Source organism: Pseudomonas sp. VMV1 (genome assembly GCF_056790235.1).
Window position 1 is genome coordinate 1,034,682 of the sequence record NZ_JBXGSE010000001.1, and the last position, 23,593, is coordinate 1,058,274.

Below are 23,593 nucleotides of genomic sequence, written 5' to 3' on the forward strand. Positions count from 1 at the left end.
TTATGCCCATCGCCTGCTAACGCCGGGTCTTCTGCCGGAGCAGGTAGACCGTTACCGCCGCACAACTGGCAAAGGCCGCCACCCGTGCCCACACATAGGGCACCAGCCAGCAGGAAAAGCCCACGCTGATCCACATGGCGACGATGGCGTAGACCTTGCCCTTGAGCGGGATCCCTTCGCCTTCCAGGTAGGGCTTGATCCAGGGCCCCAGCCACTTGTGGTTGACGAGCCACAGATAGAAGCGCTCCGAGCTGCGCATGAAGCAGGCGGCCGCCAAGAGCAGGAAGGGCGTGGTGGGCAGCAGCGGTAGAAAGATCCCGATGATACCGAGCGCAACGCTGAGCCAGCCAAGCGCCAGCAGGAGATAGCGAACCATCGGTCAAGTCTCTGTCGGGCTACAGGATCGGCCGGTAAGCCAATCGATACCAGGGATACCAGCAGTCGAAGCGGAGGTGGCCGCGACGGGGCAGGGCGGCGCGACGGCCTCCGGTGGCATCCGGAACAGCATGGGCAGGGATCCTTCACAGCAGGGCGGTCTGGCCACGAACAGCTGCAACATTCAGCGTCATTGAGCGCAGGAACGGCAGCCAGACGAGTAGTATCCTGATAATACCCCTCGCGGATTCCCACTCGCTACTCTCAACTGCACCCCACGCGATTGGAGGCAGGTATGGCGAAATTCGTGCACAGCATGATCCGGGTCCTTGATGAGACCCGCTCCGTCGATTTCTACGGCCGTGCTTTCGGCCTGGAAGTCATCGACCGGCTCGACTTCGACAGCTTCACACTCATCTATCTGGCTAATCCGCAAAACAGCTTCGAGCTGGAACTCACCGTCAACAAGGGCCGCACCGAACCCTATGTGCTGGGTGACGGCTATGGGCATGCTGCCTTCGTGGTGGCGGATATCGAAGCCGAGCACCAACGTTTCACCACCGCAGGTTTCGCCCCGCGCAAGCTGGTTAGCCTCGAACAGGAGGGCCAGACCGTGGCGCGCTTCTTTTTCGTCCAGGATCCGGACGGCTATCAGATAGAGGTCATTCAGCACGGAGGTCGCTTCCAGTAGCACCCGCATCTCATCCTTGGGAGAAAACGAATGCAAAGAACAACAACAACACCCTTGCACGCGACGACTACCCCCAATCACCCAGACGCTTCGCCAACCGCGATGGCGCAGCTCACCGGTAGTCCCTTTCCGTTGAACCCATCCGGCGATAGCCGCTGCCACGCCTTGCTCGCGCGGCTGGTATGGGTCCTGTATCCCCACCCCAAGCTGTCCCGAGCGGCTTACGACCGTAGTGTGGCAGCGATCTTCAAGGCCACTGACAAAAGCCCCGGTATCAAGGTCGAGTTCGCGGCAGCGCTGCATGAATTACTGCAGTCCGGGTTTGCCGATCTCGACGATAGGGCGGCAGAGGCCCACCTGAAGACGCTGGAATCCACTGCCTTCTTCAAGCTAGTGCGCAGCACCGCCGTGGTGACCCTCTACGACGATCCGGAAGCCTGGGATGCCCTCGGTTACGAAGGGCCCAGCTATGACAAGGGTGGTTATATCAAGCGCGGATTCAACGATCTCGACTGGCTACCCGAGCCGCGGATCGCCGAGTACGGAGCAGACCTATGAGCAGTATCTCCCTGGATGAAAAGGTCGTGGTCATCATCGGATCAGGTGCTGGCGGCGGCACCCTGGCCTACGAACTGACCAAGGCAGGTGTGCCCTGCGTGCTGCTGGAAGCAGGCCCCTTCCTCAAGAACGAGGACTACCACAACAACGAATGGGAGGCCTTCCGCCAGATGGCCTGGCTCGATCCCCGGACCACTAGTGGTTCCTGGCGCATCGCTCAAGACTTCCCCGAGTTGCCAGCATGGATCGTCAAGGCAGTGGGTGGCACCACTACCCACTGGTCGGGTGCCACGCCACGCTTCAAGGAGTACGAGTTCAAGGCACGCTCGACCTACGGCGAGGTTGCCGGCGCCACGCTATTGGACTGGCCGATCACGCTGGAAGAACTCGCGCCTTACTATGATCGTGCTGAACAAGCGATGGGCTCCACCCATCGACACGGCCGGCCACCGCTACCCGCCAACAACAACTACAAGGTGTTCGCCAACGGCGCCGAACGTGTCGGCTACAAGCTCTACGCCACCGGCCCCTACGCCACCAACGCCGAGCCCTATGATGGCCGTCCGGCGTCCATCCAGGATGGCTTCAACTTCCAAGGCGACAAGCACAAGTCGAAATGGAGCACCCTGGTCCGTGAAATCCCGCGTGCGCTGCAGACCGGGCTGCTGGATCTGCGTCCGGAAAGTCATGTGGTGCGCATCACCCACGATGCCGCAGGGCAGGCCGACGCGGTGCTCTATGTCGATGCCGAGGGCAATATGCACCGCCAGGCGGCGCGACTCGTATGCGTCGCCGGTAACTCCATCGAAACCGCACGCCTCCTGCTGCTCAGCGAAAGCGGCCGTTTCCCACGCGGTCTGGCGAACAGCTCCGACCAGGTCGGGCGCAACTATATGAGGCACCTGACCGGCTCGGTGTACGCCCACTTCGACAAGCCGGTGCGCATGTACCGCGGCGAAACCATGGCCGGCATCATTGCCGACGAGGCCATGCACGATCCCAACCGGGGGTTCGTCGGCGGCTACTACATGGAAACCATCGCCCTGGGACCGGCTTTCCTGGCGGCCTTCGCCGATCCTGGCGCCTGGGGGCCGGAATTCGCTCGGCTCATGGAAACCTACGCCAACACCGCTGGCCTGTGGATCGTGGGCGAGGACATGCCCCAGGCGACCAATCGTGTCACCCTGTCCGATCAAGTGCGCGATCAATGGGGGCTACCGGCACCCAACGTCCACTTCGACGACCATCCCAACGACGTGGCCATGCGCAGCTATGCCTATGAGCGGGCCGAGCGCCTGTACCAGGCAGTTGGTGCCCTGGGCTGTCATCGCACGCCTCCCTATCCCTCGACGCACAACCTGGGCACCTGCCGGATGAGCGAGCGTGCGGAAGAGGGCGTGGTCGATCGCTGGGGCCGCACCCATGACGTTCCCAACCTGTTCATTTCCGACGGCTCGGTGATGACCACCGGAGCGGCCGCCAATCCCACGCTGACGATCGTCGCCCTGGCCATCCGCCAGGCCGAATACATCGCTGGCCAGCTGGCGCGAGGCGATCTCTAGCCGACTTCGTCGAAGCCCATTCCGTCCATCAAGACCGTCGCCGCCGTGGCGACGGTCGAGGAGTTCAGCATGTGCCGTCTATTCATAGGGGCCGATCCTCAGCTGTGGGAAAGTCAGACTCGCTCCATCCGCATGGATGGGATGGTCACCAGCGTCAGGTTGGAAAGGATGTTCTGGCTGGTGCTGGAGGAGATCGCCAGCCGCGACGAACTCAACGTGCCGCAACTGCTGCATCAGCTCTACAACGAATCCATCGACGCCGGTCACGATATGGGCAACTTCACCTCCTTCCTGCGGGTGTCTTGTCTGAGGTTCGTCGATCTGCAATTGCAAGGACTGCTGCCGGCCGATCATGTCGGCACCCGGAGCGCGGCGGAGATTCTCGATCTGGAGGCGGAAGCCCTGAGGTTGCGCGAGCGGGCCAGCAGTGGCGGGACGTCGGTTGCCGGACGCCTACGCAGCCGCTACCTCATGTAGCCTCAAGCTTTCCGAGGGCGGCATGCCAGCCTTCTTTGTCGCGAGCCTTCCTCATGCAGAACTCTCTCGTCAGTGAATTGCAAGCCGTGGTCGGTCGGTCCGCGGTGCTCACCCGTCCCGGACCGATGCGCCGATACCTGCGGGGTTATCGCTTCGGTGCCGGCCAGGCCCGCGCCGTGGTATTGCCAGACAGCCTGGTAGCCCTCTGGAGGGTGCTGCAGGTCTGCGTTCGGCAAGGGGTCGTAGTGATTGCTCAGGCCGCCAATACCGGCCTGACGGGTGGTTCCACGCCCTTCGGTGATGACTATGATCGAGAGGTGGTGGTAATAGGCACCCGGCGGCTCAAGGGCCTGCAGCTGCTAGGGCAGGGCCGACAGGTAGTGGCGCTACCAGGGGCTACTCTCGACGAGCTGGAAAAGGCCCTCAAGCCACTTGGCCGCGAGCCTCATTCGGTCATCGGCTCCTCTTGCCTGGGCGCCTCGGTGATAGGCGGCATCTGCAACAACTCCGGCGGTTCGCTCATACGCCGGGGCCCGGCCTACACCGAGCTGGCGCTGTTCGCTCGGTTGAACGACGCGGGTCAGCTAGAGCTGGTCAACCACCTGGGAATCGAGCTGGGCGACGCGCCCGAGGAAATCCTCTCGCGGCTGGAGCGAGGTACCTATGACGACAGCGTCGTCACCTGGCCGATCGACAAGGCGGCTTCCGATCCCGACTATACCCGGCACGTTCGAGACATCGAGGCGGACACTCCCGCGCGCTATAACGCCGATCCCCGGCGTCTCTATGAGGCAGCAGGTTCAGCCGGTCGGGTGATGGTCTTCGCCGTACGCCTGGATACCTTCGAGCAAGAGCGCGATACCCAGGTCTTCTACATTGGCACCAACGATCCTGGAGAGCTCACCTGGATCAGGCGATCGCTGCTGGCCAATCCGGCGCCTTTACCCATCGCCGCCGAGTACCTGCATCGCGGCGCCTTCGACATTGCCGAGCGCTACGGCAAGGATATCTTCCTGCTGGTGCGGCGACTGGGAACCCAGCGCCTGCCGGCGCTTTTCACCTGCAAAAGTCGCCTGGATGCCCTGGCCGAGCGGTTGCCGGGCGTGCCGGCCAACCTAAGCGATCGGCTGATGCAGTGGGCGAGTGGGCTGTTCGGCAGTCACCTGCCGGCGCGACTGCTGGCGTTTCGCGACCGTTTCGAGCACCACCTGATGATCAAGGCGGCAGGCGAAGGTATCCCGGTATTGCGGGCGCTCCTGTCTGAACGCTATCCCGGTGGTTCAGGAGACTATTTCCAGTGTTCGACGGAAGAGGGGGCGGCGGCCTTTCTGCACCGATTCGCTACTGCGGGCGCGGCCGTGCGCTACGCCGCGGTGCATCCCCAGCGGTGCGCCGGGGTGGTTGCCTTGGACATCGCCTTGGCGCGTAACGATCAGGATTGGTTTGAGCAGTTACCTCAGGAGATAGAGCATCGTATCGAGCACAAGCTCTATTACGGGCATTTCTTCTGCCACGTCTTCCATCAGGACTATCTGCTCAGTGCCGGAGCCTCTTGGCAGGAGGTCAAGGCTGAGCTACTGGCCCTGCTCAACCAGCGTGGGGCCCACTATCCCGCCGAGCACAATGTCGGGCATCTCTATCCGGCAGCGCCGGCGATGGTGGACCACTATCGCACCCTGGACCCCTGCAACTGCTTCAATCCAGGGATCGGCAAGACCTCCAAGCGGGCGCACTGGCACTAGCTGGCAGCGCCCGCAAGGCGGTTCCTCGCTAGTGCTGGCGCGGCTTGAGCAGCGCCGGCTTCTCTTCGGGAGAGTGGCAGAGCAGGAACAGCTGGGTCAGCAATTCCGGGATCTGCACCATCATGTCGGCGACCAGACGGCGATCCTGGGCGATCTCGGAGAACTCGGGCTGTTCGTCGAACAGACCCGAGCCGACCATGATCGGCAGCAGCAGCTCGCTGACTTCGTCTTCGGCATCTTCGAACCACACGGCTTCGCGCAGGAACACCCCTTCCATGAACCCGATGCACCAGCCGCGCAGCTCGGATTCGTCCGGCTCGGGGCCAAGGTCCAGGTCGCAGGGCAGGTCCAGTTCCTCATCGCTGCCCAGTACGCGCAGGATATGAGCCTTGAGCTGCACCAGGGAACGCTCGATCTCTTCCTGCTGAGTGGCATCGCGATACTGCGGCGGCTCCGCGAACAGGGCGTCGATCCACTCGCGTTCGGGGACCTCTTCCGGGCAGATGGACAGGGCGGTCAGGTAGCCATGGGCGGCTACGTAGTCGAGCGCTTCTTCGTGCAGATCGTCTGCATCGAGAAAATCGCGCAGACGGGTCAATTGTTCGGCGAAGGACATCGGCTACTTACCTCGGAAAGGATTCGAAAGGGCAGGACGGCCGGAATTGTAGACGAGCGCCCGAGTCACGTCGAACCTGGCGGCCGGTGGCCGGCCGACGGAAAAGCACCGCCGCAGCGACCTCGGCATCCGTATAATGGCCTTTCCATTCGAGGAGGCTTCATGTCAGAACCCGCGCTGCGCATCCTTAAAGACGTCTTTGGCTACGACGCGTTCCGTGGCAACCAGGCCCGGATCATCGAGCGCGTGGCCAGCGGTGGCGATGCGCTGGTGCTGATGCCCACGGGCGGCGGTAAATCCCTGTGCTACCAGGTGCCGGCCCTGATGCGCCCCGGCGTGGCCGTGGTGGTCTCGCCGCTGATCGCCCTGATGGACGACCAGGTCGCCACCCTCGAAGAGCTTGGTGTGGCGGCCACCGCCCTCAACTCCACCATGACCGGCGAACAGCAGCGTTCCGTCGCCGCACGGCTGGAGCGTGGCGAGATCAAGCTGCTCTACCTCGCGCCCGAGCGCCTGGTGCAGCCGCGCATGCTGGACTTCCTCAAGCGCTTGCCCATCGCCTTGTTCGCCATCGATGAAGCCCACTGCGTGTCCCAATGGGGTCATGACTTCCGACCGGAATACATGCAGCTCGGTCAGTTGGCCGAGCACTTTCCCGGCGTGCCGCGCCTGGCGCTGACCGCTACGGCGGATTCCCGCACCCGCGAAGAGATGGCCAGCCGCCTGCACCTGGAGGAGGCCGAGCGCTTTCTCTCCAGCTTCGATCGTCCCAACATCTTCTATCGCATCGTGCCCAAGGAAGCGCCGCGCAAGCAGCTGCTGGCCTTTCTCGCCGAGCGCCGTGGCGATGCCGGCATCGTCTACTGCATGTCGCGCAAGAAGGTGGAGGAGGTGGCCGAACAGCTCAGTGGCCAGGGGTTTCCTGCCTTGCCCTATCACGCCGGCCTGCCCAGCGACGTCCGCGCCGCCAACCAGAAGCGTTTCCTCAATGAGGAAGGGCTGATCATGGTCGCCACCATCGCCTTCGGCATGGGCATCGACAAACCCAACGTGCGCTTCGTCGCCCACCTCGACCTGCCCAAGAGCCTCGAAGCCTACTACCAGGAAACCGGTCGTGCCGGTCGTGATGGCTTGCCTGCCGATGCCTGGATGGCCTACGGCCTGCAGGATGTGCTGCTGCTGCGGCAGATGATGCAGAGCTCCGAAGGCGACGAGCGCCACAAGCGCATCGAGCGGCACAAGCTCGAAGCCATGCTGGCGCTGTGCGAGGAAACTCGCTGCCGCCGCCAGGTCCTGCTGGCCTATTTCGACGAGCACCTGCCCCAGCCCTGCGGTCATTGCGATAACTGCATCGACACCGTCGAGACCTGGGACGCCACCGAACCGGCGCGCCAGGCGCTGTCGGCCATCTACCGCAGCGGTCAGCGCTATGGGGTAGGGCACCTGGTCGACATCCTGCTCGGTCGCGAGACCGAAAAGATCACCAGCCTCGGCCACCAGCGCCTGGCCGTGTTCGGCCTGGGCAAGGCCCGCGGCGAAGATGAATGGCGCACCCTGTTCCGCCAGCTGGTCGCCCGTGGTCTGGCCGAGGTTGACGTCGATGGCTACGGTGGTCTGCGGCTGACCGAAAGCTGCCGACCCCTGCTGCGCGGCGAGGTACGCATCGAATTGCGCCGCGATCCCAAGCCTCAACGTGGGCGGGGTACGGGTAGCAGCGGGTCGGCCAGTGCCGCCAGCCAGTTGGTGCGTGCCGATGAACGCGAGCTGTGGGAAGTCCTGCGCACCCTGAGGCGCAAGCTGGCCGAGGAGCACTCGGTGCCCCCCTACGTGATCTTCCCCGATGCCACCCTGCTGGAGATGTTGCGCAGCCAGCCGCGTTCGCTGGACGAGATGAGCCGTGTCAGTGGTGTAGGCGCACGCAAGCTGGAGCGCTATGGTCAGGCCTTCCTCGATGCCTTGACCGATGGCAGCGCCGCCCCGGCCCCGGTCGCCGACGTGCGCCATGAGGTCTTGACCCTGGTGCGTGCCGGCATGACGCCAGAGCAGGCCGCACGGCAGCTGAGTTGCTCGGAAAAGAATGTCTATGCCCTGTTGGCCGAAGCCATCGCCCAGCAGCAGATCGCGCTGGAACAGGCCTTGGACTTGCCCGAGGACCTCTTGGCGGAGATTCAGGACGCCTTCCTCGAAGACGAGGGCGAATTGCCGCCGGTAGCCCAGATCGCCGCGCGCTTCGAGGGGCGGGTGGCGAGCGGTGCGCTGTACTGCGTGCGGGCTGCCCTGCAGGCGGAATTGGCCGACTAGCGAGGCACGGCGGTTGCCCCGCCGTGCCTTCAACCAGAATAATGAGAAAATCCAAGTACAAGGTTTAGCCTGAATGACCCCTACCGATCCACATCTGTTCGGCCGCCAGATCTTTCATGTCTCTCGTGCCTGGCGCGCCGAGCTCGACCGTCGCCTGAGTCATCTGGGGCTCTCCCAGGCCCGTTGGCAGGTGTTGCTGAACCTCGCCCGGATGAAAGGCGTGCAGCCTACCCAGCGCGAGCTGGCGCAGAGCATCAGTATCGAGGGGCCGACCCTGGCCCGGCTGTTGGACGGTCTGGAGAAGCAGGGGCTGGTGAAGCGTCTGGCGGTCACCGAAGATCGCCGCGCCAAGCGCATCATGCTGACCCAGGAAGCCGGTCCGCTGATCGAGAAGATCGAGACCATCGCCGAGGCCCTGCGCAAGGAGCTGCTCAGCGGCTTGGATGACGCGGAGATCGCCATCTGTCAGCAGGTGCACCAGCGCGTCCTCGCCAATCTCGAACGCGGTTGAATGCCGTCTGGCGGCTTGACCAGCCCCGAGGCCGGGGCCAGATGCCGGCGCAAGTCCGGGCCGAGACGTCTGGCACCGCAGCTGGCGGCCTAACTCACCCACCATCGCCTTTTCTGCGCTGACGACCATCGGTTTGCCGTCTGTCGGTATCGATGCTACGTTCCAGCGTAGCGGAGGCGATTTTTGTGAGCCACCACGCTAAAACACCGGTTTCTTCGAATACCTGACGCAGCGGTATCCATGGTCGCGAAACGCCGTCCCCTTGCCTTATTCCTTCTGTCGGCCGCCACGCTGACCACTCTTCCTCAAGCGGCGCTTGCCCTCGGCCTGGGTGGTATCACGCTCCAGTCTTCTCTCAACGAGCCCCTGCGGGCGCGAATCGAGCTGGTCAACATCGGTGCTGCCGAGGCCGGGGACTTCCGCATCCACCTGGCCACGAACGAAGCGTTCGCCCAGGCGGGGGTCGACCGTACCCAGTTCTTGAACGATCTGGTGTTCACCCCGCACCTGCGCACGGCCGCGGGCAGCTACATCGAGGTCACCTCCCGCCGCTCCCTGGTCGAGCCCTATCTCGGCTTCATCGTCCAGCTGGAACAGCCGGGCGGCAAGCAGCTGCGTGAGTTCACCCTGCTGGTGGATCCGCCTCGCAGCAGTGGCGCACCTACCAGTGTTGCCGGTACCGCACCAGCGCCCACTCCGGTTGCCCCTGCTCGCGCCGGCACTTCGGCCGCTAGCCCGGCGGCGCGTGAGTCCGCGCCTCGGCAGCCCGAGCTCGCACCCTCGCCAGGCCTGGCCGCCGGTGACGGCATCTACCAGACGCGGCCCAAGGACACCCTCTGGAGCATTTCCAAGCGTCTTGGTCCGTTGGCCAATCGGTCGGCGGAGCAACTGATGGCGGATCTGTTCGCGCTCAATCTGGCGTCCTTCGCCAACAACGATCCTGGAAGGCTGAAAGCCGGCCAGCGACTGCGTCTGCCGGCGGGTGTCAATGAGCCCGCGCCGCGGCAGCCGGTGGTGGCCAAGGCTGCACCACAGCCCGCAGCCAGCCCGGTCCCTGTCGCGCCCGTTACGCCTGCGCCCGCACCTGCGCCAGCCGCGCCGGGGGCTGCCACAGCGCCGGTTTCCACGCCAGCACCCGCAGCCGATTCTGCAGCACCGCCAGCGACCCCGTCTCAGCCAGCTGGAAGCATCCCGGAAGACGCCAAGCCCTTGCTGGTGACCCAGGATCTCGGGCGGCAGGTCGGCGATCTGGAGGGGCAGCTCACCCAGTTGCAGGAACGTTACGATACGCTGCTGGCGCAGAAGGAAGCCCAGATCACCCAGCTTCAGCAAGACCGGGATGGCTTGCAGCAGCAACTGAATCAGGCGCGGTCGGTAGCCCTGGCCACGCCAACGCCTGCTCCGACACAGGTGTCGGCGACCCCGGTAACGGAAACGGCTCCTCCTCCAGCGGCTGCTGTTGCCAGCAGTCCTGTCTCAGGCGAGGCCGACGAAGGCCTGCTGTCACCGCGTTCGCTCCTGCTGGCCGGTGCTGCGGCCATCCTGGCCCTGGCTGGTGTGCTCTGGTGGCGTCGTCGCCAGGCGGAGCAGGCAGCGGTCTTCAGCGAAGACGAGGAGCTGGACGTGGAGCCGGCCGAGCCCTTGCCCGAGCCGGTGCTGGCGGCTACCCAGCCGGTGCCCGTCCGCGCCAAGACTCCTGCCTCGGCCAGTCCGGCACCGGTCGACGATCATGCCGGTCGAGCGGAAATCTACATCGCCTATGGTCGCTATGGTCAGGCGAGAGAGGTGCTGGAGAGCGGTCTCGCCGAAGACGATCGTCGCCAGGATCTACGTCTGCTGCTGCTCAGGGTGCTGGCCACCCTGGGTGAGGCCCAGGCGTTCAGCCAGCACGAACAGCGCTTTCTGGCCCTGGGCGGGGCGGCGGCCAGTCTTGTCGTCTTGCACGCACAGTTTCCGGGCATTTCGGCCAATGCGCCAGATGATCTACCCGAAGAGGATCTGGATCTCGATCTGCCGGCGTTCGATGCGCCGGCCAGCGAGTGGTCGGCGGAGCTGCAATTCGCCGAGCCGGCTGCGCCAGCGCCGGTGACCGAAGAACACTACGATCTGGATCTCGCCGATCTGAGCCTCGATGAAGCGATCGCCCTGACCGAAGAGCTGGACGCCGATTCCGGCTGGAAGCAGGCCGATGCCCTGGAGATCACCCTGGAAGACGACTTTCCTGAGGGGCTGGGCGAGTTGCCGGCGGTCTTGGAGCTGGACATGAGTCTCGACGAGCACTTCATGACCGACGACATCGCCCGACGCTTCGCCGAGGCCGAGGCCTGTCTCGACCAAGGCGACCTTCAGCATGCCACCTCGCTGCTGCAGGAGATCGTCAGCGAGGGCAGTGACAGCCAGCGCGAGCGAGCGGAAATGCTGCTCTCCCGTATCGCGTGATCAGAAGCTGTTGCCCAGGTTGATGTAGAACGCGTGCTCGCCCTGGTCGCTCAGGCCATAGGTGAACTTGAGCGGTCCCAGTGGCGTGTCCAGGCCCAGGAACAGGCTGGCGGCGCTGATGTTGCCACTGTCATAGTCGTCGTCTCGATTCCAGATGCGCCCCTGTTCCAGGCTGCCACCCAGGTAGACCGGGGTGTCCAGCGGGAACAGTGAACGCTGGGTGAGCTGGTGGTAGTAGATCAGCCGCGCCAGGCCGTAGTTCTGGCCAGACAAGGCGTCCTGGCGATAGCCCGAGAGCTGCCAGGCGCCGCCCAGCAGGAAACTGCTGGTCACCACATTGGTATCGCTGTCGGTCGACAAGGTGCGACCCAGGCCGCCGCCGATCACGAAGGTGTTGTAGCCATAGCTGAGCGCCTTGTTCAGGTGCAGGTCCAGCTGCCGGTAGCGGGAGTCGGAGCCCAGGCTGGGATCGAATTGCTTGAGTGTCAACGCCAGGTCCTGGCCCTCACGCGGGAAGTTCACGTCGTCCAGATCGTCCAGCGAATAGCGCAGCTCATAGAAGCTTTCGGTGAAGGATTCCTCCGGGGTGTCACGCGGTCCGACGTGCACCTTGGTACTACCCCAGTCGTGGCCGATGCCCAGCCGCACCTCGGCCTTGTTGCCGATCTGCCGGCCTAGGTTCAGGCCGAAGCCATAGCGTTCGCGACGGTACTCGGCGATGGGGTGATTGCGCTCCAGCTGTTCGATATTGCGTGCCTCGCCACCGACGTAGGGCGCGATGAAGTAACGTGAACCGACATCCAGAGGTTGGTAGAACTCGCTGTAGAGCTCCTGGTGATCGCCGATCTGGGCCCGCGTCAGCCATTCGCCGCCCAGGCGATTGAGGCCGTTGATGCGATAGCTGGCGCCGAAGTTGAAGGCGCTGTCGCCCCGCAGGTCGTCCGACAGGTTCAGGCCCAGCCGCAGAAAGTCCGTGCCGCTGCGCTTGCCGCGGGCATAGATCATCAGCACATTGTCACCGGGCCCGTCCCGACGGATGCGGTATTCCACCTGATCGAAGTAGTCCAGGCCGTAAAGCGTGCTCATGTCGTCCTGGAGGCGTTCGACATTGAGCGGCTCTCCCAGCCGCTGACGGATGTAGTGACGGATGACCTCGTCTTCTACCTTGGAATCATTCTCGATGCGGATGGCATCAATGACCGGGGTCCGGCTGCTGGGCGACCGGGCTGCAGCCACCGCCGAGGACGGCTCGCTTGGCGCATTCCTGCGCAGTACCGCCAGTTCGCTGGCCATGGCCATGGTAGCCCGATAGCCCGCATCGATCAGTGCCTTGACCTCGCTGAAGTCGGCGCTGGTATAGCTGGCCAGCGGCGGCTGGATGAGCAGGTCCTGCTTGCCTAGGGTCGCCAGCTGGGCCTGGGAATTGTTGCGGGTCATGAGGGTGGTGGACTGGTTGAGCACGTCCAGCACCGTGGTCAGGTCCTTGCGCTTGAGCAGAGGGGTGCCGATATCGACCACTATGACGCGTTGCGCCCCCATGTTCCGGGCGACGTCGATGGGAATGTTGTCGACCATGCCGCCATCCACCAGCAGTCGCCCGTCGATTTCCACGGGGGCGAACACCGCCGGAATCGACATGCTGGCGCGAATGGCGCGGGGCAGATGGCCATGATCGAAGACCACCTTCTCGCCGGTGGTGATGTCCGTCGCCACTGCCCGGAAGGGAATGGCCAGCTGGTTGAAGTCCCGGGTATCGCTGGTATGCACGAACAGCTTTTCCAGCATCATCCCCAGGTTCTGGCCCTGGATCACGCCGATGGGGAGGCCCAGAGTGCCATCATCGCGAAAGCTGAGCTTCTGTTTGATCAGGAAGTCCCGGTCATCCTGCTTGCGGCGAAAGGGGACATCCTTGCGTGGCGGCTGGTCGGACAGCACCTGGCCCCAGTCCATGTCCAGGGCGATGCGCTCCAGCTCCTCGGCACTGTAGCCGGCGGCATAGAGCCCGCCGATCACCGCACCCATGCTGGTACCGGCAATGGCATCAACCTGGATACCTTGCTCTTCCAGTGCTTTCAGCACGCCGATATGGGCAAGTCCTCGCGCGGCGCCGCCGGACAGCACCAGGCCGACGGTAGGCGGTGGCGCGCCCCAGGCCAGGGCGGACAGGAGAAGACAGGCTACCAGCAGCAACGGGCGCATAGGTCGGACCACATGGCGGACAGGATCAAGGGCTGCGTATTATAAGGAGCCCAGGCCTTGCGAGGTGTACCGTGGCTGATGCCAAACCTTTCATCACCATCCACTACTGCACCCAGTGCCAATGGCTGCTGCGCTCGGGCTGGCTGGCCCAGGAGCTGCTCAGTACATTTGGGACCGATCTGGGTGGGGTGACGCTGCTACCGGGTACCGGTGGGGTGTTCGAGATCGCCTGTGGCGGAGAGGTGCTCTGGGAGCGAAAAAAGGACGGCGGTTTTCCCGATGCCAGGGCGCTGAAGAGCCGGGTCAGGGACCTGCTGTTTCCGGAGCGCGATCTGGGGCATGGCGAAGGCAGGCGAAGCGGGTCGGGAGATGGCGCCCCCGAAGGGGCGTGAGATCAGGCTTCCGTACTGACCGTATCCCGTACATCGAGGGTGTTGGTGGCAGGCGCGGCAGCGGTCGCGCTTACTTCAGCCGCACGGATCTCCACGGCATGCAGGCCCTTGGGGCCCTGAACGATATTGAAGTTGACCGCCTGGCCCGCTTTGAGTGTGCGGTAACCGTCCATCTGAATGGCCGAGTAATGAGCGAATAGGTCTTCATCACTGTTTTCTGCAACGATGAAGCCATATCCTTTGGCGTTATTGAACCATTTGACCTTGCCACTGAGCATACCGGCTCCCTCTGCAAAGGACTCCAAGCCTGGAGTATCATTCGACTACAGTTCCAGTGAATCCACACAGGCGCCACTACTACGGAACCCTTGGTACCTCGTCGGGTACAGGATGTTTGTAACACCCTTTCAGCCTTAGTCAAGGCAAGGCAACGGGTGGCTGAGACGTGGATCAAGCTCTTTTTTCCTGCTATTCATCCCGAAATTCGGAATCGATCAGAATGCGTGCAATCGACCCCATCCGACTGGCGGCGGACGACAACGAACATCAGGACGGCGACAACGGTGGCCTGGCAGTGCAGGAGGCAAAACCTGCGCTAAAACGGCCAGCCAGATATCGTGTTCTGATGTATAACGATGACTACACCCCCATGGAGTTCGTCGTAGAGGTGCTGGAGAGCTATTTCAGCATGAACCGCGAAGCCGCTACCCAGGTGATGCTTACCGTGCATACCCAGGGAAAGGCAGTCTGCGGAACATTTACTCGCGATGTCGCTGAAACCAAGGCCATGCAAGTCAATCAATATGCGAGGGAGTGCAACCACCCGCTATTGTGTGAAATCGAAATCGAAAGTTAGATCTGTGCTGCTTGGGCTACTGTGCTGCTTGGGCTATGAGGTGAAGCTATGTTGAATCGTGAGCTCGAAGTCACCCTGAATCTCGCCTTCAAGGAGGCGAGGACGAAGCGTCATGAATTCATGACCGTTGAGCACCTCCTGCTGGCGCTGCTGGACAATGAAGCGGCCGCCACCGTGTTGAGAGCCTGCGGCGCCAACATCGATCGCCTGCGCCGCGATCTGTTGGAATTCATAGATTCCACCACCCCACTCATTCCTCAGCAGGATGATGAGCGCGAGACGCAGCCGACGCTGGGCTTCCAGCGTGTCCTGCAGCGCGCGGTCTTCCACGTGCAGAGTTCGGGTAAGCGCGAAGTAACCGGCGCCAATGTGCTGGTCGCCATTTTCAGCGAGCAGGAAAGCCAGGCGGTCTTCCTGCTCAAGCAACAGAGCGTGGCCCGGATCGATGTCGTCAATTTCATCGCCCACGGCATCTCCAAGGTGCCTGGGGCCGCGCCCGAAGCCGAGCAGGATCAAGACGCCGCCGAGGAAGAGGGCGGCGAGCCCAGTTCCTCCAACAATCCGCTCGAAGCCTATGCCAGCAACCTCAACGAGCAGGCCCGTCAGGGTCGCATCGATCCGCTGGTTGGGCGTGAGCACGAAGTAGAGCGCGTCGCCCAGATCCTAGCCCGGCGCCGCAAGAACAACCCGCTGCTGGTAGGGGAGGCAGGCGTTGGCAAGACGGCTATCGCCGAGGGCCTGGCCAAGCGTATCGTCGATGGTCAGGTGCCTGATCTGCTGGCTGATAGCGTGGTCTACTCCCTGGATCTCGGGGCATTGCTGGCGGGTACCAAGTACCGCGGCGATTTCGAGAAGAGATTCAAGGCGCTGCTGGCCGAATTGAAGAAGCGGCCCCATGCCGTGCTCTTCATCGATGAGATCCATACCATCATTGGTGCCGGCGCTGCTTCAGGCGGGGTGATGGATGCCTCAAACCTGCTCAAGCCGCTGCTGTCCTCCGGTGAGATCCGCTGCATAGGCTCGACTACCTTCCAGGAATTCCGCGGCATCTTCGAGAAGGATCGGGCGCTGGCCCGACGTTTCCAGAAGGTCGACGTGGTCGAGCCCTCGGTGGATGACACCTATGGCATCCTGCGGGGCCTCAAGGGGCGCTTCGAGCAGCACCACCACATTGAGTACACCGATGAAGCGCTGCGTGCCGCCGCGGAACTCGCGGCCCGCTACATCAACGACAGGCACATGCCCGACAAGGCCATCGACGTCATCGACGAGGCGGGTGCCTACCAGCGTCTGCAGCCCGAAGAGCGTCGTGCCGCGCGCATCGATGTTCAGCAGGTTGAAGACATCGTCGCCAAGATCGCGCGGATTCCCCCCAAGACCGTCAACAGCTCCGACAAGGAACTGCTGCGCAACCTGGAGCGGGACCTAAAGCTGACCGTCTTCGGTCAGGATCTGGCCATCGAATCCCTGTCCACGGCTATCAAGCTCTCCCGTGCGGGTCTGAAATCGCCGGACAAGCCCGTTGGTTCCTTCCTCTTCGCCGGTCCTACCGGCGTGGGCAAGACCGAGGCGGCGCGGCAACTGGCCAAGGCCATGGGTGTGGAGCTGGTGCGCTTCGATATGTCCGAGTACATGGAGCGCCACACCGTGTCCCGTCTGATCGGCGCGCCTCCCGGCTACGTCGGCTTCGACCAAGGTGGGTTGCTGACCGAGGCGATCACCAAGACACCGCACTGTGTGCTGCTGCTCGACGAAATCGAAAAGGCGCATCCCGAGGTATTCAACCTGCTGTTGCAGGTCATGGACCATGGCACCCTGACGGATAACAACGGCCGCAAAGCCGACTTCCGCAACGTGATCCTGATCCTGACCACCAACGCTGGTGCGGAAACCGCCTCTCGTGCCTCTATCGGTTTCACGCTGCAGGACCACACGTCCGATGCCATGGAAGTCATCAAGAAGAGCTTCACACCGGAGTTCCGCAACCGCCTGGACACCATCATCCAGTTCGGCCGCCTGAGCACTGAAGTCATCAAGAGCATCGTCGACAAGTTCCTCACCGAACTCCAGGCGCAGCTCGAAGACAAGCGTGTCCAGTTGGAAGTCAGCGATGCGGCTCGTGGCTGGCTGGCGGAGCGTGGCTATGACGTACAGATGGGCGCCCGTCCCATGGCGCGACTCATCCAGGACAGGATCAAGCGGCCGCTGGCCGAGCAGATCCTGTTCGGGGACCTGGCGGACCATGGCGGTATCGTCCACATCGATGCGGTGAACGACGAACTGGAGTTCGAGTTCGAAACCACGGCCGAACCTGCCTGAGGGCAGGTCGCGGTTTTATCAGCGCCCATGAAAAAGCCCGGCATTGCCGGGCTTTTTCATGAAAGGATCCGCTTAACGCGCGCGGTAGGTGATCCGGCCCTTGCTCAGATCGTAAGGCGTCAGCTCCACGCGAACCTTGTCGCCCGTCAGGATGCGGATGTAGTTCTTACGCATCTTTCCGGAGATGTGCGCGGTGACGACGTGCCCATTTTCCAACTCCACGCGAAACATGGTGTTGGGCAGGGTGTCGACGACAGTACCTTCCATTTCGAAGCTGTCTTCTTTCGACATATATAGAAAAGCCCTCGGTGACAAGAATAGGCCCAGAGCAGTCCGGGCGAAAAAGGCCCATATTCTGACAGAAATTCAGAAAAAGCGCTATTTCGTCAGGCCAGGGCTACCCAGCGTTGATTGACGAAGAGCTCTATGGGGCGATACTCGGTCTTGTAGGACATCTTGCGACACCCTTTGATCCAATAGCCGAGATAAACCGCATCCAAGCCCAGTCGGCGGGATTCGGCGATCTGCCACAGGATACCGAAGACACCCAGGCTGCGCTTCTCTTCGTTGGGGTCGTAGAAGGTATAGACCGCCGACATGCCATTGGGCAGCACGTCGGTAACGGCGACACCGACCAGGCGATCCTCTACGCGCATCTCGTAGAAGAAGGCGTAAGGCAGGTGGCTGACCAGGAAAGTGGAGAACTGCCCCCGGCTTGGTGGGAACATATCGCCATCGGCATGGCGCTCGCTGATGTAGCGGGCGTACAGCTGATAGCGTTCTTCGGTGAAGCCCGGGTCGCAGCGGGTGACCTTGATGTCGAGGTTACGCTTGAGGACGCGGTTCTGTTTGCGGCTGGGGCGGAAGCGGATGACGGGGATGCGGGCGGGAACGCAGGCTTTGCACAGTTGGCAGTGGGGGCGGTAGAGGTGATCGCCACTGCGCCGAAAACCCAGTTCGGACAGTTCCGCGTAGATCTGGCCGTTCATGGGCTGCGAGGGGTCGAGAAACAACGTGGTCGCCTGCTCGTTGGGCAGGTAACTGCAAGCGTGAGGCTGGGTTGCGTAGAACTTGAGTCTCGCCAGCTCGGTCATGTCGAACCTCTACATAAGCCTAGCCTGAGTGTAAGTCACCCGCATGAGGTAGGCCAGGCGGCCATACTGGCCTGATCCAGGTATTTGGCCAGGTATTCGGCAAAGCGTTCCCGAGGAAGGCTGCTGGCGCCAAGGCTCTGCAGATGCGCCGTCTGCATCTGGCAGTCGATCATCACGAAACCCCAGGCTGCGAGATCGCGCACCAGGGTCACGAAGCCGATCTTGGAGGCATTGTCCGCGTGGCTGAACATGGATTCGCCAAAGAACAGCTTGCCCATGGCGATGCCATAGAGTCCGCCAACCAGCTGGTCGCCGTCCCAGACCTCTACCGAGTGAGCCCAGCCTTGGGCGTGGAGCTCCCCATAGGCCTGCTGCATCTCGGTAGTGATCCAGGTGCCGTCGGCATCGCGCCGAGGTCCGGCACAAGCCTGGATGACTTGAGCGAAGGCCTTGTCGTAGGTCACGCTGAGCCGGGTCTTGCGCAAGGTCTTCGCCAGGCTGCGAGAGACGTGCAGGTCGGGAGGAAAGAGCACCGTGCGCGGATCGGGCGACCACCAGAGCAGGGGCTGGCCGTCCTGGTACCAGGGGAAACAGCCATGGCGGTAGGCGCTGACCAGGCGCGCTGCGCTGAGGTCACCGCCAATGGCCAGCAGGCCATTGGGTTCGCGTAATGCCTGTTGCAGGGGCGGAAAGTCTGGGCTTTCGCGAGTCAGCCATTTCACCATGGTAGGGGAGGGCGCCTTCTGATGCAGGAAGCTGCAGGTGGGAGCCTAGTGCGTAACCAGCTCAAGAAATCGTCATAACTCTTTGTCAGGACAACGAAAGAATGCTCCAATGTTGTGCCTGAAGGCGGTTCCGGTACTGCCGTCCGCTATCGTGCCATGTTTCGCCTCGGGACTGTAGAACCAGGGCCCGGGCGATCTAGAATGGCGCACTGTTTTTGATTCACGGTCACACGTTCCGTGTGCGGGAAAAGCGCGCTTGAAGCAATCCAGTTCTGTCAGCCACGTCAACCAATGGCGTGAGCATCTGCATTATCGTCTCAAGGAGGTGGTGCTCATCGCACTGGCCGCCTTGTGCCTGTATCTGCTCATGGCTCTGCTGAGCTATGACCCCTCTGATCCGGGTTGGACCCATACCAGTCGCATCGATCAGGTCCACAATGCCGCCGGCCGCGCCGGTGCCTGGCTGGCAGATGTCCTGTTCATGGCGCTCGGCTATTTCGCCTTCGTGTTTCCCGTGTTGCTCGCGGTCAAGACCTGGCAAATCTTCCGCAAGCGGCATCTGCCCTGGGAATGGAGTGGCTGGCTGTTCTCCTGGCGACTGACCGGCCTGGTGCTGCTGATCATCTCGGGGTCGGTACTGGCCTACATCCATTTCCATGCGGTATCGGCACTGCCGGCTTCCGCAGGGGGTGCCCTGGGGGAAAGCCTCGGGCAGCTGTCAGTCGCTGCGCTCAATGTGCAGGGCAGTACACTGCTGTTCCTGGCGTTGTTCCTGCTGGGACTGACGGTGTTCACCGACCTGTCCTGGTTCAAGGTGATGGATTTCACCGGCAAGGTCGTGCTTGATCTCCTGGATCTGGTGCAGGGCGGTTTCAGTCGTCTCGCGGGTGGCCGTCGCCAGGCGCCGGAGCTGGACGTCTTCGACGAACCGGTATCAGCGCCGGTCGCGCGCAAGGCCAAGGCCCGCGAGGTGCCGATTCCGGTCGCCGACGAAGACCTGGACGATCTGCTCGATATCGCACCGCCGCCTCGGATGGAGCGTGCTGCACCGCGCATCGAGATGCCGGCGTCCAGTCGCGTCGTTGCCGAACCGGTCGAGCCTGCACCCAAGGCCGCCGCCCCGGTCGCTGCGGCTGCCACCGTTGCCATGCCGACGCCACCACCGCGCAAGGCCGCTCCCGCAGCGGCGCCGGTCCCTCATTCGACGCCGGCTGCCGCAACCTGGGTCGATGCGGGCCTGGAAGGCACGCTGCCGCCGCTGTCGATCCTGGATCGTGCCGAGAAGAAACAGCAGAGCTATTCGCCGGAGTTCCTCGAGAACATGTCGCGCCTGCTGGAGGTCAAGCTCAAGGAGTTTGGCGTCGAGGTGCTCGTGGAGAGCGTGCATCCCGGTCCGGTGATCACCCGTTTCGAGATCCAGCCGGCCGCAGGCGTCAAGGTCAGTCGTATCTCCAACCTGGCCAAGGACCTAGCGCGCTCGCTCGCGGTGTTCAGTGTGCGAGTGGTGGAAGTCATCCCTGGCAAGACCACCGTGGGTATCGAGATTCCTAACGAAGACCGCCAGATGGTGCGTTTCTCCGAGGTGCTCGAATCGCCCGAGTACGCGGCGTTCAAGTCGCCCGTTACCCTTGCCCTGGGCCACGACATCGGTGGCAAGCCCGTCATTACCGACCTGGCCAAGATGCCGCACCTGTTGGTGGCCGGTACCACGGGTTCCGGTAAATCCGTGGGCGTGAACGCCATGCTGCTGTCAATCCTGTTCAAGTCGAGCCCGGAAGACGCACGGCTGATCATGATCGACCCCAAGATGCTGGAACTGTCGATCTACGAGGGCATTCCGCACCTGCTCTGCCCGGTGGTCACCGACATGAAGGAGGCCGCCAACGCCCTGCGCTGGAGCGTGGCGGAGATGGAGCGCCGCTACAAGCTGATGGCGGCCATGGGCGTGCGTAACCTCGCCGGCTTCAACCGCAAGGTGAAGGACGCCGAAGAAGCGGGCACGCCGCTCACCGATCCGCTCTATCGTCGCGAGAGCATGGACGACGAGGCACCGCTGCTGAAGACGCTGCCGACCATCGTGGTGGTGGTGGACGAATTCGCCGACATGATGATGATCGTCGGCAAGAAGGTCGAAGAGCTGATCGCGCGGATCGCGCAGAAGGCGCGCGCCGCCGGTATCCACCTGATCCTGGCGACCCAGCGACCCTCGGTGGATGTCATTACCGGTCTCATCAAGGCCAACATTCCCACCCGGATGGCCTTCCAGGTATCGAGCAAGATCGACTCCCGGACCATTCTTGACCAGGGCGGCGCCGAGCAGCTGCTCGGTCACGGGGACATGCTCTATCTGCCGCCGGGTACCGGTCTGCCGATCCGCGTCCATGGCGCCTTCGTCTCCGACGACGAGGTCCATCGGGTCGTCGAGGCCTGGAAGCAGCGGGGCGCGCCTGACTATATCGAGGACATCCTCAGCGGCCCGGATGAGGGCGCTGGTGCGGGTGGCGAGGGCGGTAGTGGCGAAGGCGGTGATAGCGACGAGGATGATCCGCTCTATGACGAGGCCGTGCGCTTCGTGACCGAGAGCCGGCGTGCCTCCATCTCCGCGGTCCAGCGTAAGCTCAAGATCGGTTACAACCGGGCGGCACGGATGATCGAAACCATGGAGATGGCCGGTGTCGTATCGCCCATGAACACCAACGGCTCGCGCGAAGTCACAGCGCCTGCTCCGGTGAGAGACTGATATCCATGAGGACTTTGATGCACAAGCTGCGTTGCTTTGCCCTGGCGGCCCTGGCTGCCGTAAGCGTTTCCGCCCATGCCGACCAGGCGTCGGTGAGTCGTCTGTCGCAACTGCTGGACAAGGCCCAGACCCTGACCGCACGTTTCTCGCAGCTGACCCTGGACGGCTCCGGGACCCGGTTGCAGGAAACGGCGGGCAACATGAGCCTCAAGCGCCCTGGGCTGTTCCGCTGGCATTCCGATGCGCCCCAGGAGCAGTTGCTGGTCTCTGATGGCAAGCAGGTCTGGCTGTACGATCCGGATCTGGAGCAGGTCACCATTCGCAAGCTGGACCTGCGCCTGACCCAGACGCCGGCGCTGCTGCTGTCGGGTGACATCTCCAAGATCGAAAGTAGCTTCGACGTCAGCAGCAAGGACGCGGGCAACGTCGTCGACTTCGTGCTCAAGCCCAAGACCAAGGACACCCTGTTCGACAGCCTGCGGTTGTCCTTCCGCAACGGGGTGATCAACGACATGCAGTTGATCGACGGCGCTGGTCAGAGAACCAACATCCTCTTCTTCAACGTCAAGCTCAACGAGCCGGTGGCCGCATCCCAGTTCACCTTCCAGGTGCCCAAGGGAGCCGACGTCATCCAGGAGTGATCGCACCCCTATGGATCTCTTCAGCACCGCACCCGTCGGGCAGCCCTTGGCTGCCCGCATGCGTCCCGAGACCCTCGATGAATACGCGGGTCAGCAACACCTCCTGGCCAGGGGCAAGCCCCTGCGCGAGGCGCTGGAGCAGGGCGCGCTGCATTCGATGATCTTCTGGGGGCCGCCCGGGGTGGGCAAGACCACCCTGGCGCGGTTGTTGGCCCAGGTCTCCGATGCCCACTTCGAAACGCTGTCGGCCGTGCTTTCCGGGGTCAAGGAAATCCGCCATGCGGTGGAAGTGGCCAAGCAGCAGGCCGCACAGTACCGCCGGCGTACCATCCTCTTCGTCGACGAGGTACACCGGTTCAACAAGTCGCAGCAGGATGCCTTCCTGCCCTATGTCGAGGACGGCACCCTGATCTTTATCGGGGCGACCACCGAGAATCCCTCCTTCGAGCTGAACAATGCGCTGCTGTCGCGGGCCCGGGTCTATGTGCTCAAGAGTCTGGATGACGAGGCCCTCGGTGGTCTGGCCCATCGCGCCCTGACCAGTGCCAAGGGGCTGGGCGAGCGCCATCTGAGCCTGCCCGACGATGCCCTGGCGCTGCTGCTGGCCGCCGCCGACGGCGATGGCCGGCGCCTGCTCAATCTGTTGGAGAATGCTGCCGACCTGGCCGAGGATGGCGGCGCCCTGGACGCCGACCTGTTCCAGAGCCTGCTTGGTGACCAGCGTCGCCGCTTCGACAAGGGCGGTGAGGCCTTCTACGACCAGATCTCCGCGCTGCACAAGTCGGTGCGTGGGTCCAACCCCGATGGCGCGCTCTACTGGTTCGCCCGGATGATCGACGGCGGTTGCGATGCGCTGTACATCGCCCGGCGCGTGGTGCGCATGGCCAGCGAGGACATCGGCAACGCCGATCCGCGCGCCCTGAGCCTGTGCCTGGATGCCTGGGACGTCCAGGAGCGCCTGGGCAGTCCCGAAGGCGAACTGGCCATCGCTCAGGCGATCGTCTATCTGGCCTGCGCGCCCAAGAGCAATGCCGTCTACCTGGGCTACAAGGCCGCCCTGGCCGATGTTCGCCAGAACGGCTCGCGCGAGGTGCCGCTGCACCTGCGTAACGCGCCCACCAAGCTGATGAAGAACCTTGGCTACGGCGACGAATACCGCTACGCCCATGATGAGCCGGAAGCCTATGCCGCGGGGGAGGACTACTTTCCCGAGGAACTGGAGCCGCGCCGCTACTATGAGCCGGTTCCCCGTGGGCTGGAGCTGAAGATCCGCGATAAACTGCAGCACCTGGCGGACCTCGACCAGTCCAGCCCGCGCCAGCGCCGGCGGCGTTCCTGACGCTTCGCCCACACTG

Annotated in this window: 21 protein-coding genes; 14 read left to right on the forward strand and 7 right to left on the reverse strand. The window is 63.2% G+C overall.

Features of this window, described 5'->3' with window-relative positions; genetic code table 11:
• Positions 1 to 16 precede the first annotated feature (16 nt).
• Complete coding sequence (locus ACUCV0_RS04900) at positions 17 to 376, reverse strand: YbaN family protein (protein ID WP_482212154.1); 360 nt, start codon at positions 374 to 376, stop codon at positions 17 to 19.
• Between the two features lie 294 nt (positions 377 to 670).
• Between ACUCV0_RS04900 and ACUCV0_RS04905 the strand changes: the two genes are divergently transcribed.
• The 5 genes from ACUCV0_RS04905 to dld all read left to right on the forward strand — a co-directional run bounded on the left by ACUCV0_RS04905 (position 671) and on the right by dld (position 5,405).
• Positions 671 to 1,066: a VOC family protein gene (locus ACUCV0_RS04905; RefSeq protein WP_482212155.1), complete on the forward strand. Its 396-nt coding sequence runs from the start codon at positions 671 to 673 to the stop codon at positions 1,064 to 1,066.
• A 30-nt stretch (positions 1,067 to 1,096) separates the two neighbouring features.
• Entirely contained in the window at positions 1,097 to 1,624 is a 528-nt protein-coding gene (locus ACUCV0_RS04910) for a hypothetical protein (RefSeq protein WP_482212156.1), read from the forward strand.
• Positions 1,621 to 3,186: a GMC family oxidoreductase gene (locus ACUCV0_RS04915; protein WP_482212158.1), complete on the forward strand. Its 1,566-nt coding sequence runs from the start codon at positions 1,621 to 1,623 to the stop codon at positions 3,184 to 3,186. Before ACUCV0_RS04910 ends, ACUCV0_RS04915 begins: the two co-directional genes overlap by 4 nt.
• A gap of 69 nt (positions 3,187 to 3,255) precedes the next feature.
• Positions 3,256 to 3,663, forward strand: a complete 408-nt coding sequence (locus ACUCV0_RS04920) for a ribbon-helix-helix domain-containing protein (protein WP_482212159.1) — start codon at positions 3,256 to 3,258, stop codon at positions 3,661 to 3,663.
• A 53-nt stretch (positions 3,664 to 3,716) separates the two neighbouring features.
• Complete coding sequence (gene dld / locus ACUCV0_RS04925) at positions 3,717 to 5,405, forward strand: D-lactate dehydrogenase (protein ID WP_482212160.1); 1,689 nt, start codon at positions 3,717 to 3,719, stop codon at positions 5,403 to 5,405.
• A gap of 28 nt (positions 5,406 to 5,433) precedes the next feature.
• Here the strand turns inward: dld and ACUCV0_RS04930 are convergent, their stop codons facing one another.
• Entirely contained in the window at positions 5,434 to 6,021 is a 588-nt protein-coding gene (locus ACUCV0_RS04930; RefSeq protein WP_482212161.1) for a UPF0149 family protein, read from the reverse strand.
• Positions 6,022 to 6,183: 162 nt separating this feature from the next.
• On the opposite strand from ACUCV0_RS04930, the gene recQ reads away from it, so the two are divergent.
• The 3 genes from recQ to ACUCV0_RS04945 all read left to right on the forward strand — a co-directional run bounded on the left by recQ (position 6,184) and on the right by ACUCV0_RS04945 (position 11,272).
• Positions 6,184 to 8,322, forward strand: coding sequence for a DNA helicase RecQ (gene recQ, locus ACUCV0_RS04935; protein ID WP_323148710.1), 2,139 nt, complete (start codon positions 6,184 to 6,186; stop codon positions 8,320 to 8,322).
• Between the two features lie 73 nt (positions 8,323 to 8,395).
• Positions 8,396 to 8,833, forward strand: coding sequence for a MarR family transcriptional regulator (locus ACUCV0_RS04940; RefSeq protein ID WP_059314645.1), 438 nt, complete (start codon positions 8,396 to 8,398; stop codon positions 8,831 to 8,833).
• Between the two features lie 240 nt (positions 8,834 to 9,073).
• Positions 9,074 to 11,272: a FimV/HubP family polar landmark protein gene (locus ACUCV0_RS04945; RefSeq protein ID WP_482212162.1), complete on the forward strand. Its 2,199-nt coding sequence runs from the start codon at positions 9,074 to 9,076 to the stop codon at positions 11,270 to 11,272.
• On the opposite strand, the gene ACUCV0_RS04950 is transcribed toward ACUCV0_RS04945, so the two are convergent.
• Positions 11,273 to 13,471: a patatin-like phospholipase family protein gene (locus ACUCV0_RS04950; RefSeq protein ID WP_482212163.1), complete on the reverse strand. Its 2,199-nt coding sequence runs from the start codon at positions 13,469 to 13,471 to the stop codon at positions 11,273 to 11,275. It lies immediately after the preceding gene.
• A gap of 71 nt (positions 13,472 to 13,542) precedes the next feature.
• Here ACUCV0_RS04950 and ACUCV0_RS04955 point away from each other — a divergent pair, with 71 nt between their 5' ends.
• Entirely contained in the window at positions 13,543 to 13,863 is a 321-nt protein-coding gene (locus ACUCV0_RS04955; RefSeq protein ID WP_482212164.1) for an Rdx family protein, read from the forward strand.
• A gap of 2 nt (positions 13,864 to 13,865) precedes the next feature.
• On the opposite strand, the gene cspD is transcribed toward ACUCV0_RS04955, so the two are convergent.
• Positions 13,866 to 14,141, reverse strand: a complete 276-nt coding sequence (gene cspD / locus ACUCV0_RS04960; protein ID WP_271654681.1) for a cold shock domain-containing protein CspD — start codon at positions 14,139 to 14,141, stop codon at positions 13,866 to 13,868.
• 221 nt (positions 14,142 to 14,362) lie between these two features.
• Between cspD and clpS the strand changes: the two genes are divergently transcribed.
• Together clpS and clpA are read left to right on the forward strand one after the other, a co-directional pair.
• Entirely contained in the window at positions 14,363 to 14,719 is a 357-nt protein-coding gene (clpS, locus tag ACUCV0_RS04965) for an ATP-dependent Clp protease adapter ClpS (RefSeq protein ID WP_059314650.1), read from the forward strand.
• A 48-nt stretch (positions 14,720 to 14,767) separates the two neighbouring features.
• Entirely contained in the window at positions 14,768 to 17,038 is a 2,271-nt protein-coding gene (gene clpA / locus ACUCV0_RS04970; RefSeq protein WP_482212166.1) for an ATP-dependent Clp protease ATP-binding subunit ClpA, read from the forward strand.
• 72 nt (positions 17,039 to 17,110) lie between these two features.
• Here the strand turns inward: clpA and infA are convergent, their stop codons facing one another.
• The 3 genes from infA to aat form a co-directional block, all read right to left on the reverse strand.
• Positions 17,111 to 17,329, reverse strand: coding sequence for a translation initiation factor IF-1 (infA, locus tag ACUCV0_RS04975; RefSeq protein ID WP_002553999.1), 219 nt, complete (start codon positions 17,327 to 17,329; stop codon positions 17,111 to 17,113).
• Positions 17,330 to 17,424: 95 nt separating this feature from the next.
• Positions 17,425 to 18,132: an arginyltransferase gene (locus ACUCV0_RS04980; RefSeq protein ID WP_059314652.1), complete on the reverse strand. Its 708-nt coding sequence runs from the start codon at positions 18,130 to 18,132 to the stop codon at positions 17,425 to 17,427.
• Positions 18,133 to 18,167: 35 nt separating this feature from the next.
• The gene (gene aat / locus ACUCV0_RS04985) at positions 18,168 to 18,857 is read right to left on the reverse strand and encodes a leucyl/phenylalanyl-tRNA--protein transferase (protein ID WP_482212167.1); all 690 of its coding nucleotides are present in this window, start codon (positions 18,855 to 18,857) and stop codon (positions 18,168 to 18,170) included.
• A gap of 256 nt (positions 18,858 to 19,113) precedes the next feature.
• On the opposite strand from aat, the gene ACUCV0_RS04990 reads away from it, so the two are divergent.
• Genes ACUCV0_RS04990 through ACUCV0_RS05000 form a run of 3 tightly spaced genes read left to right on the forward strand, consistent with a single transcriptional unit; the run spans position 19,114 to position 23,577 of the window.
• Positions 19,114 to 21,597: a DNA translocase FtsK 4TM domain-containing protein gene (locus tag ACUCV0_RS04990; RefSeq protein ID WP_313649036.1), complete on the forward strand. Its 2,484-nt coding sequence runs from the start codon at positions 19,114 to 19,116 to the stop codon at positions 21,595 to 21,597.
• Positions 21,598 to 21,614: 17 nt separating this feature from the next.
• Positions 21,615 to 22,238, forward strand: coding sequence for an outer membrane lipoprotein periplasmic chaperone LolA (gene lolA, locus ACUCV0_RS04995; RefSeq protein ID WP_482212168.1), 624 nt, complete (start codon positions 21,615 to 21,617; stop codon positions 22,236 to 22,238).
• Positions 22,239 to 22,248: 10 nt separating this feature from the next.
• Positions 22,249 to 23,577: a replication-associated recombination protein A gene (locus tag ACUCV0_RS05000; RefSeq protein WP_313649034.1), complete on the forward strand. Its 1,329-nt coding sequence runs from the start codon at positions 22,249 to 22,251 to the stop codon at positions 23,575 to 23,577.
• Positions 23,578 to 23,593 lie beyond the last annotated feature (16 nt).

What these genes read in the sequence shown, in the direction of transcription:
- ACUCV0_RS04900 (WP_482212154.1), bottom strand. Translation starts at nt 376, where the DNA reads ATGGTTCGCTATCTCCTGCTGGCGCTTGGCTGGCTCAGCGTTGCGCTC.
- ACUCV0_RS04905 (WP_482212155.1), top strand. Translation starts at nt 671, where the DNA reads ATGGCGAAATTCGTGCACAGCATGATCCGGGTCCTTGATGAGACCCGC.
- ACUCV0_RS04910 (WP_482212156.1), top strand. Translation starts at nt 1,097, where the DNA reads ATGCAAAGAACAACAACAACACCCTTGCACGCGACGACTACCCCCAAT.
- ACUCV0_RS04915 (WP_482212158.1), top strand. Translation starts at nt 1,621, where the DNA reads ATGAGCAGTATCTCCCTGGATGAAAAGGTCGTGGTCATCATCGGATCA.
- ACUCV0_RS04920 (WP_482212159.1), top strand. Translation starts at nt 3,256, where the DNA reads ATGTGCCGTCTATTCATAGGGGCCGATCCTCAGCTGTGGGAAAGTCAG.
- dld (WP_482212160.1), top strand. Translation starts at nt 3,717, where the DNA reads ATGCAGAACTCTCTCGTCAGTGAATTGCAAGCCGTGGTCGGTCGGTCC.
- ACUCV0_RS04930 (WP_482212161.1), bottom strand. Translation starts at nt 6,021, where the DNA reads ATGTCCTTCGCCGAACAATTGACCCGTCTGCGCGATTTTCTCGATGCA.
- recQ (WP_323148710.1), top strand. Translation starts at nt 6,184, where the DNA reads ATGTCAGAACCCGCGCTGCGCATCCTTAAAGACGTCTTTGGCTACGAC.
- ACUCV0_RS04940 (WP_059314645.1), top strand. Translation starts at nt 8,396, where the DNA reads ATGACCCCTACCGATCCACATCTGTTCGGCCGCCAGATCTTTCATGTC.
- ACUCV0_RS04945 (WP_482212162.1), top strand. Translation starts at nt 9,074, where the DNA reads ATGGTCGCGAAACGCCGTCCCCTTGCCTTATTCCTTCTGTCGGCCGCC.
- ACUCV0_RS04950 (WP_482212163.1), bottom strand. Translation starts at nt 13,471, where the DNA reads ATGCGCCCGTTGCTGCTGGTAGCCTGTCTTCTCCTGTCCGCCCTGGCC.
- cspD (WP_271654681.1), bottom strand. Translation starts at nt 14,141, where the DNA reads ATGCTCAGTGGCAAGGTCAAATGGTTCAATAACGCCAAAGGATATGGC.
- clpS (WP_059314650.1), top strand. Translation starts at nt 14,363, where the DNA reads ATGCGTGCAATCGACCCCATCCGACTGGCGGCGGACGACAACGAACAT.
- clpA (WP_482212166.1), top strand. Translation starts at nt 14,768, where the DNA reads ATGTTGAATCGTGAGCTCGAAGTCACCCTGAATCTCGCCTTCAAGGAG.
- infA (WP_002553999.1), bottom strand. Translation starts at nt 17,329, where the DNA reads ATGTCGAAAGAAGACAGCTTCGAAATGGAAGGTACTGTCGTCGACACC.
- ACUCV0_RS04980 (WP_059314652.1), bottom strand. Translation starts at nt 18,132, where the DNA reads ATGACCGAGCTGGCGAGACTCAAGTTCTACGCAACCCAGCCTCACGCT.
- aat (WP_482212167.1), bottom strand. Translation starts at nt 18,857, where the DNA reads ATGGTGAAATGGCTGACTCGCGAAAGCCCAGACTTTCCGCCCCTGCAA.
- lolA (WP_482212168.1), top strand. Translation starts at nt 21,615, where the DNA reads ATGCACAAGCTGCGTTGCTTTGCCCTGGCGGCCCTGGCTGCCGTAAGC.
- ACUCV0_RS05000 (WP_313649034.1), top strand. Translation starts at nt 22,249, where the DNA reads ATGGATCTCTTCAGCACCGCACCCGTCGGGCAGCCCTTGGCTGCCCGC.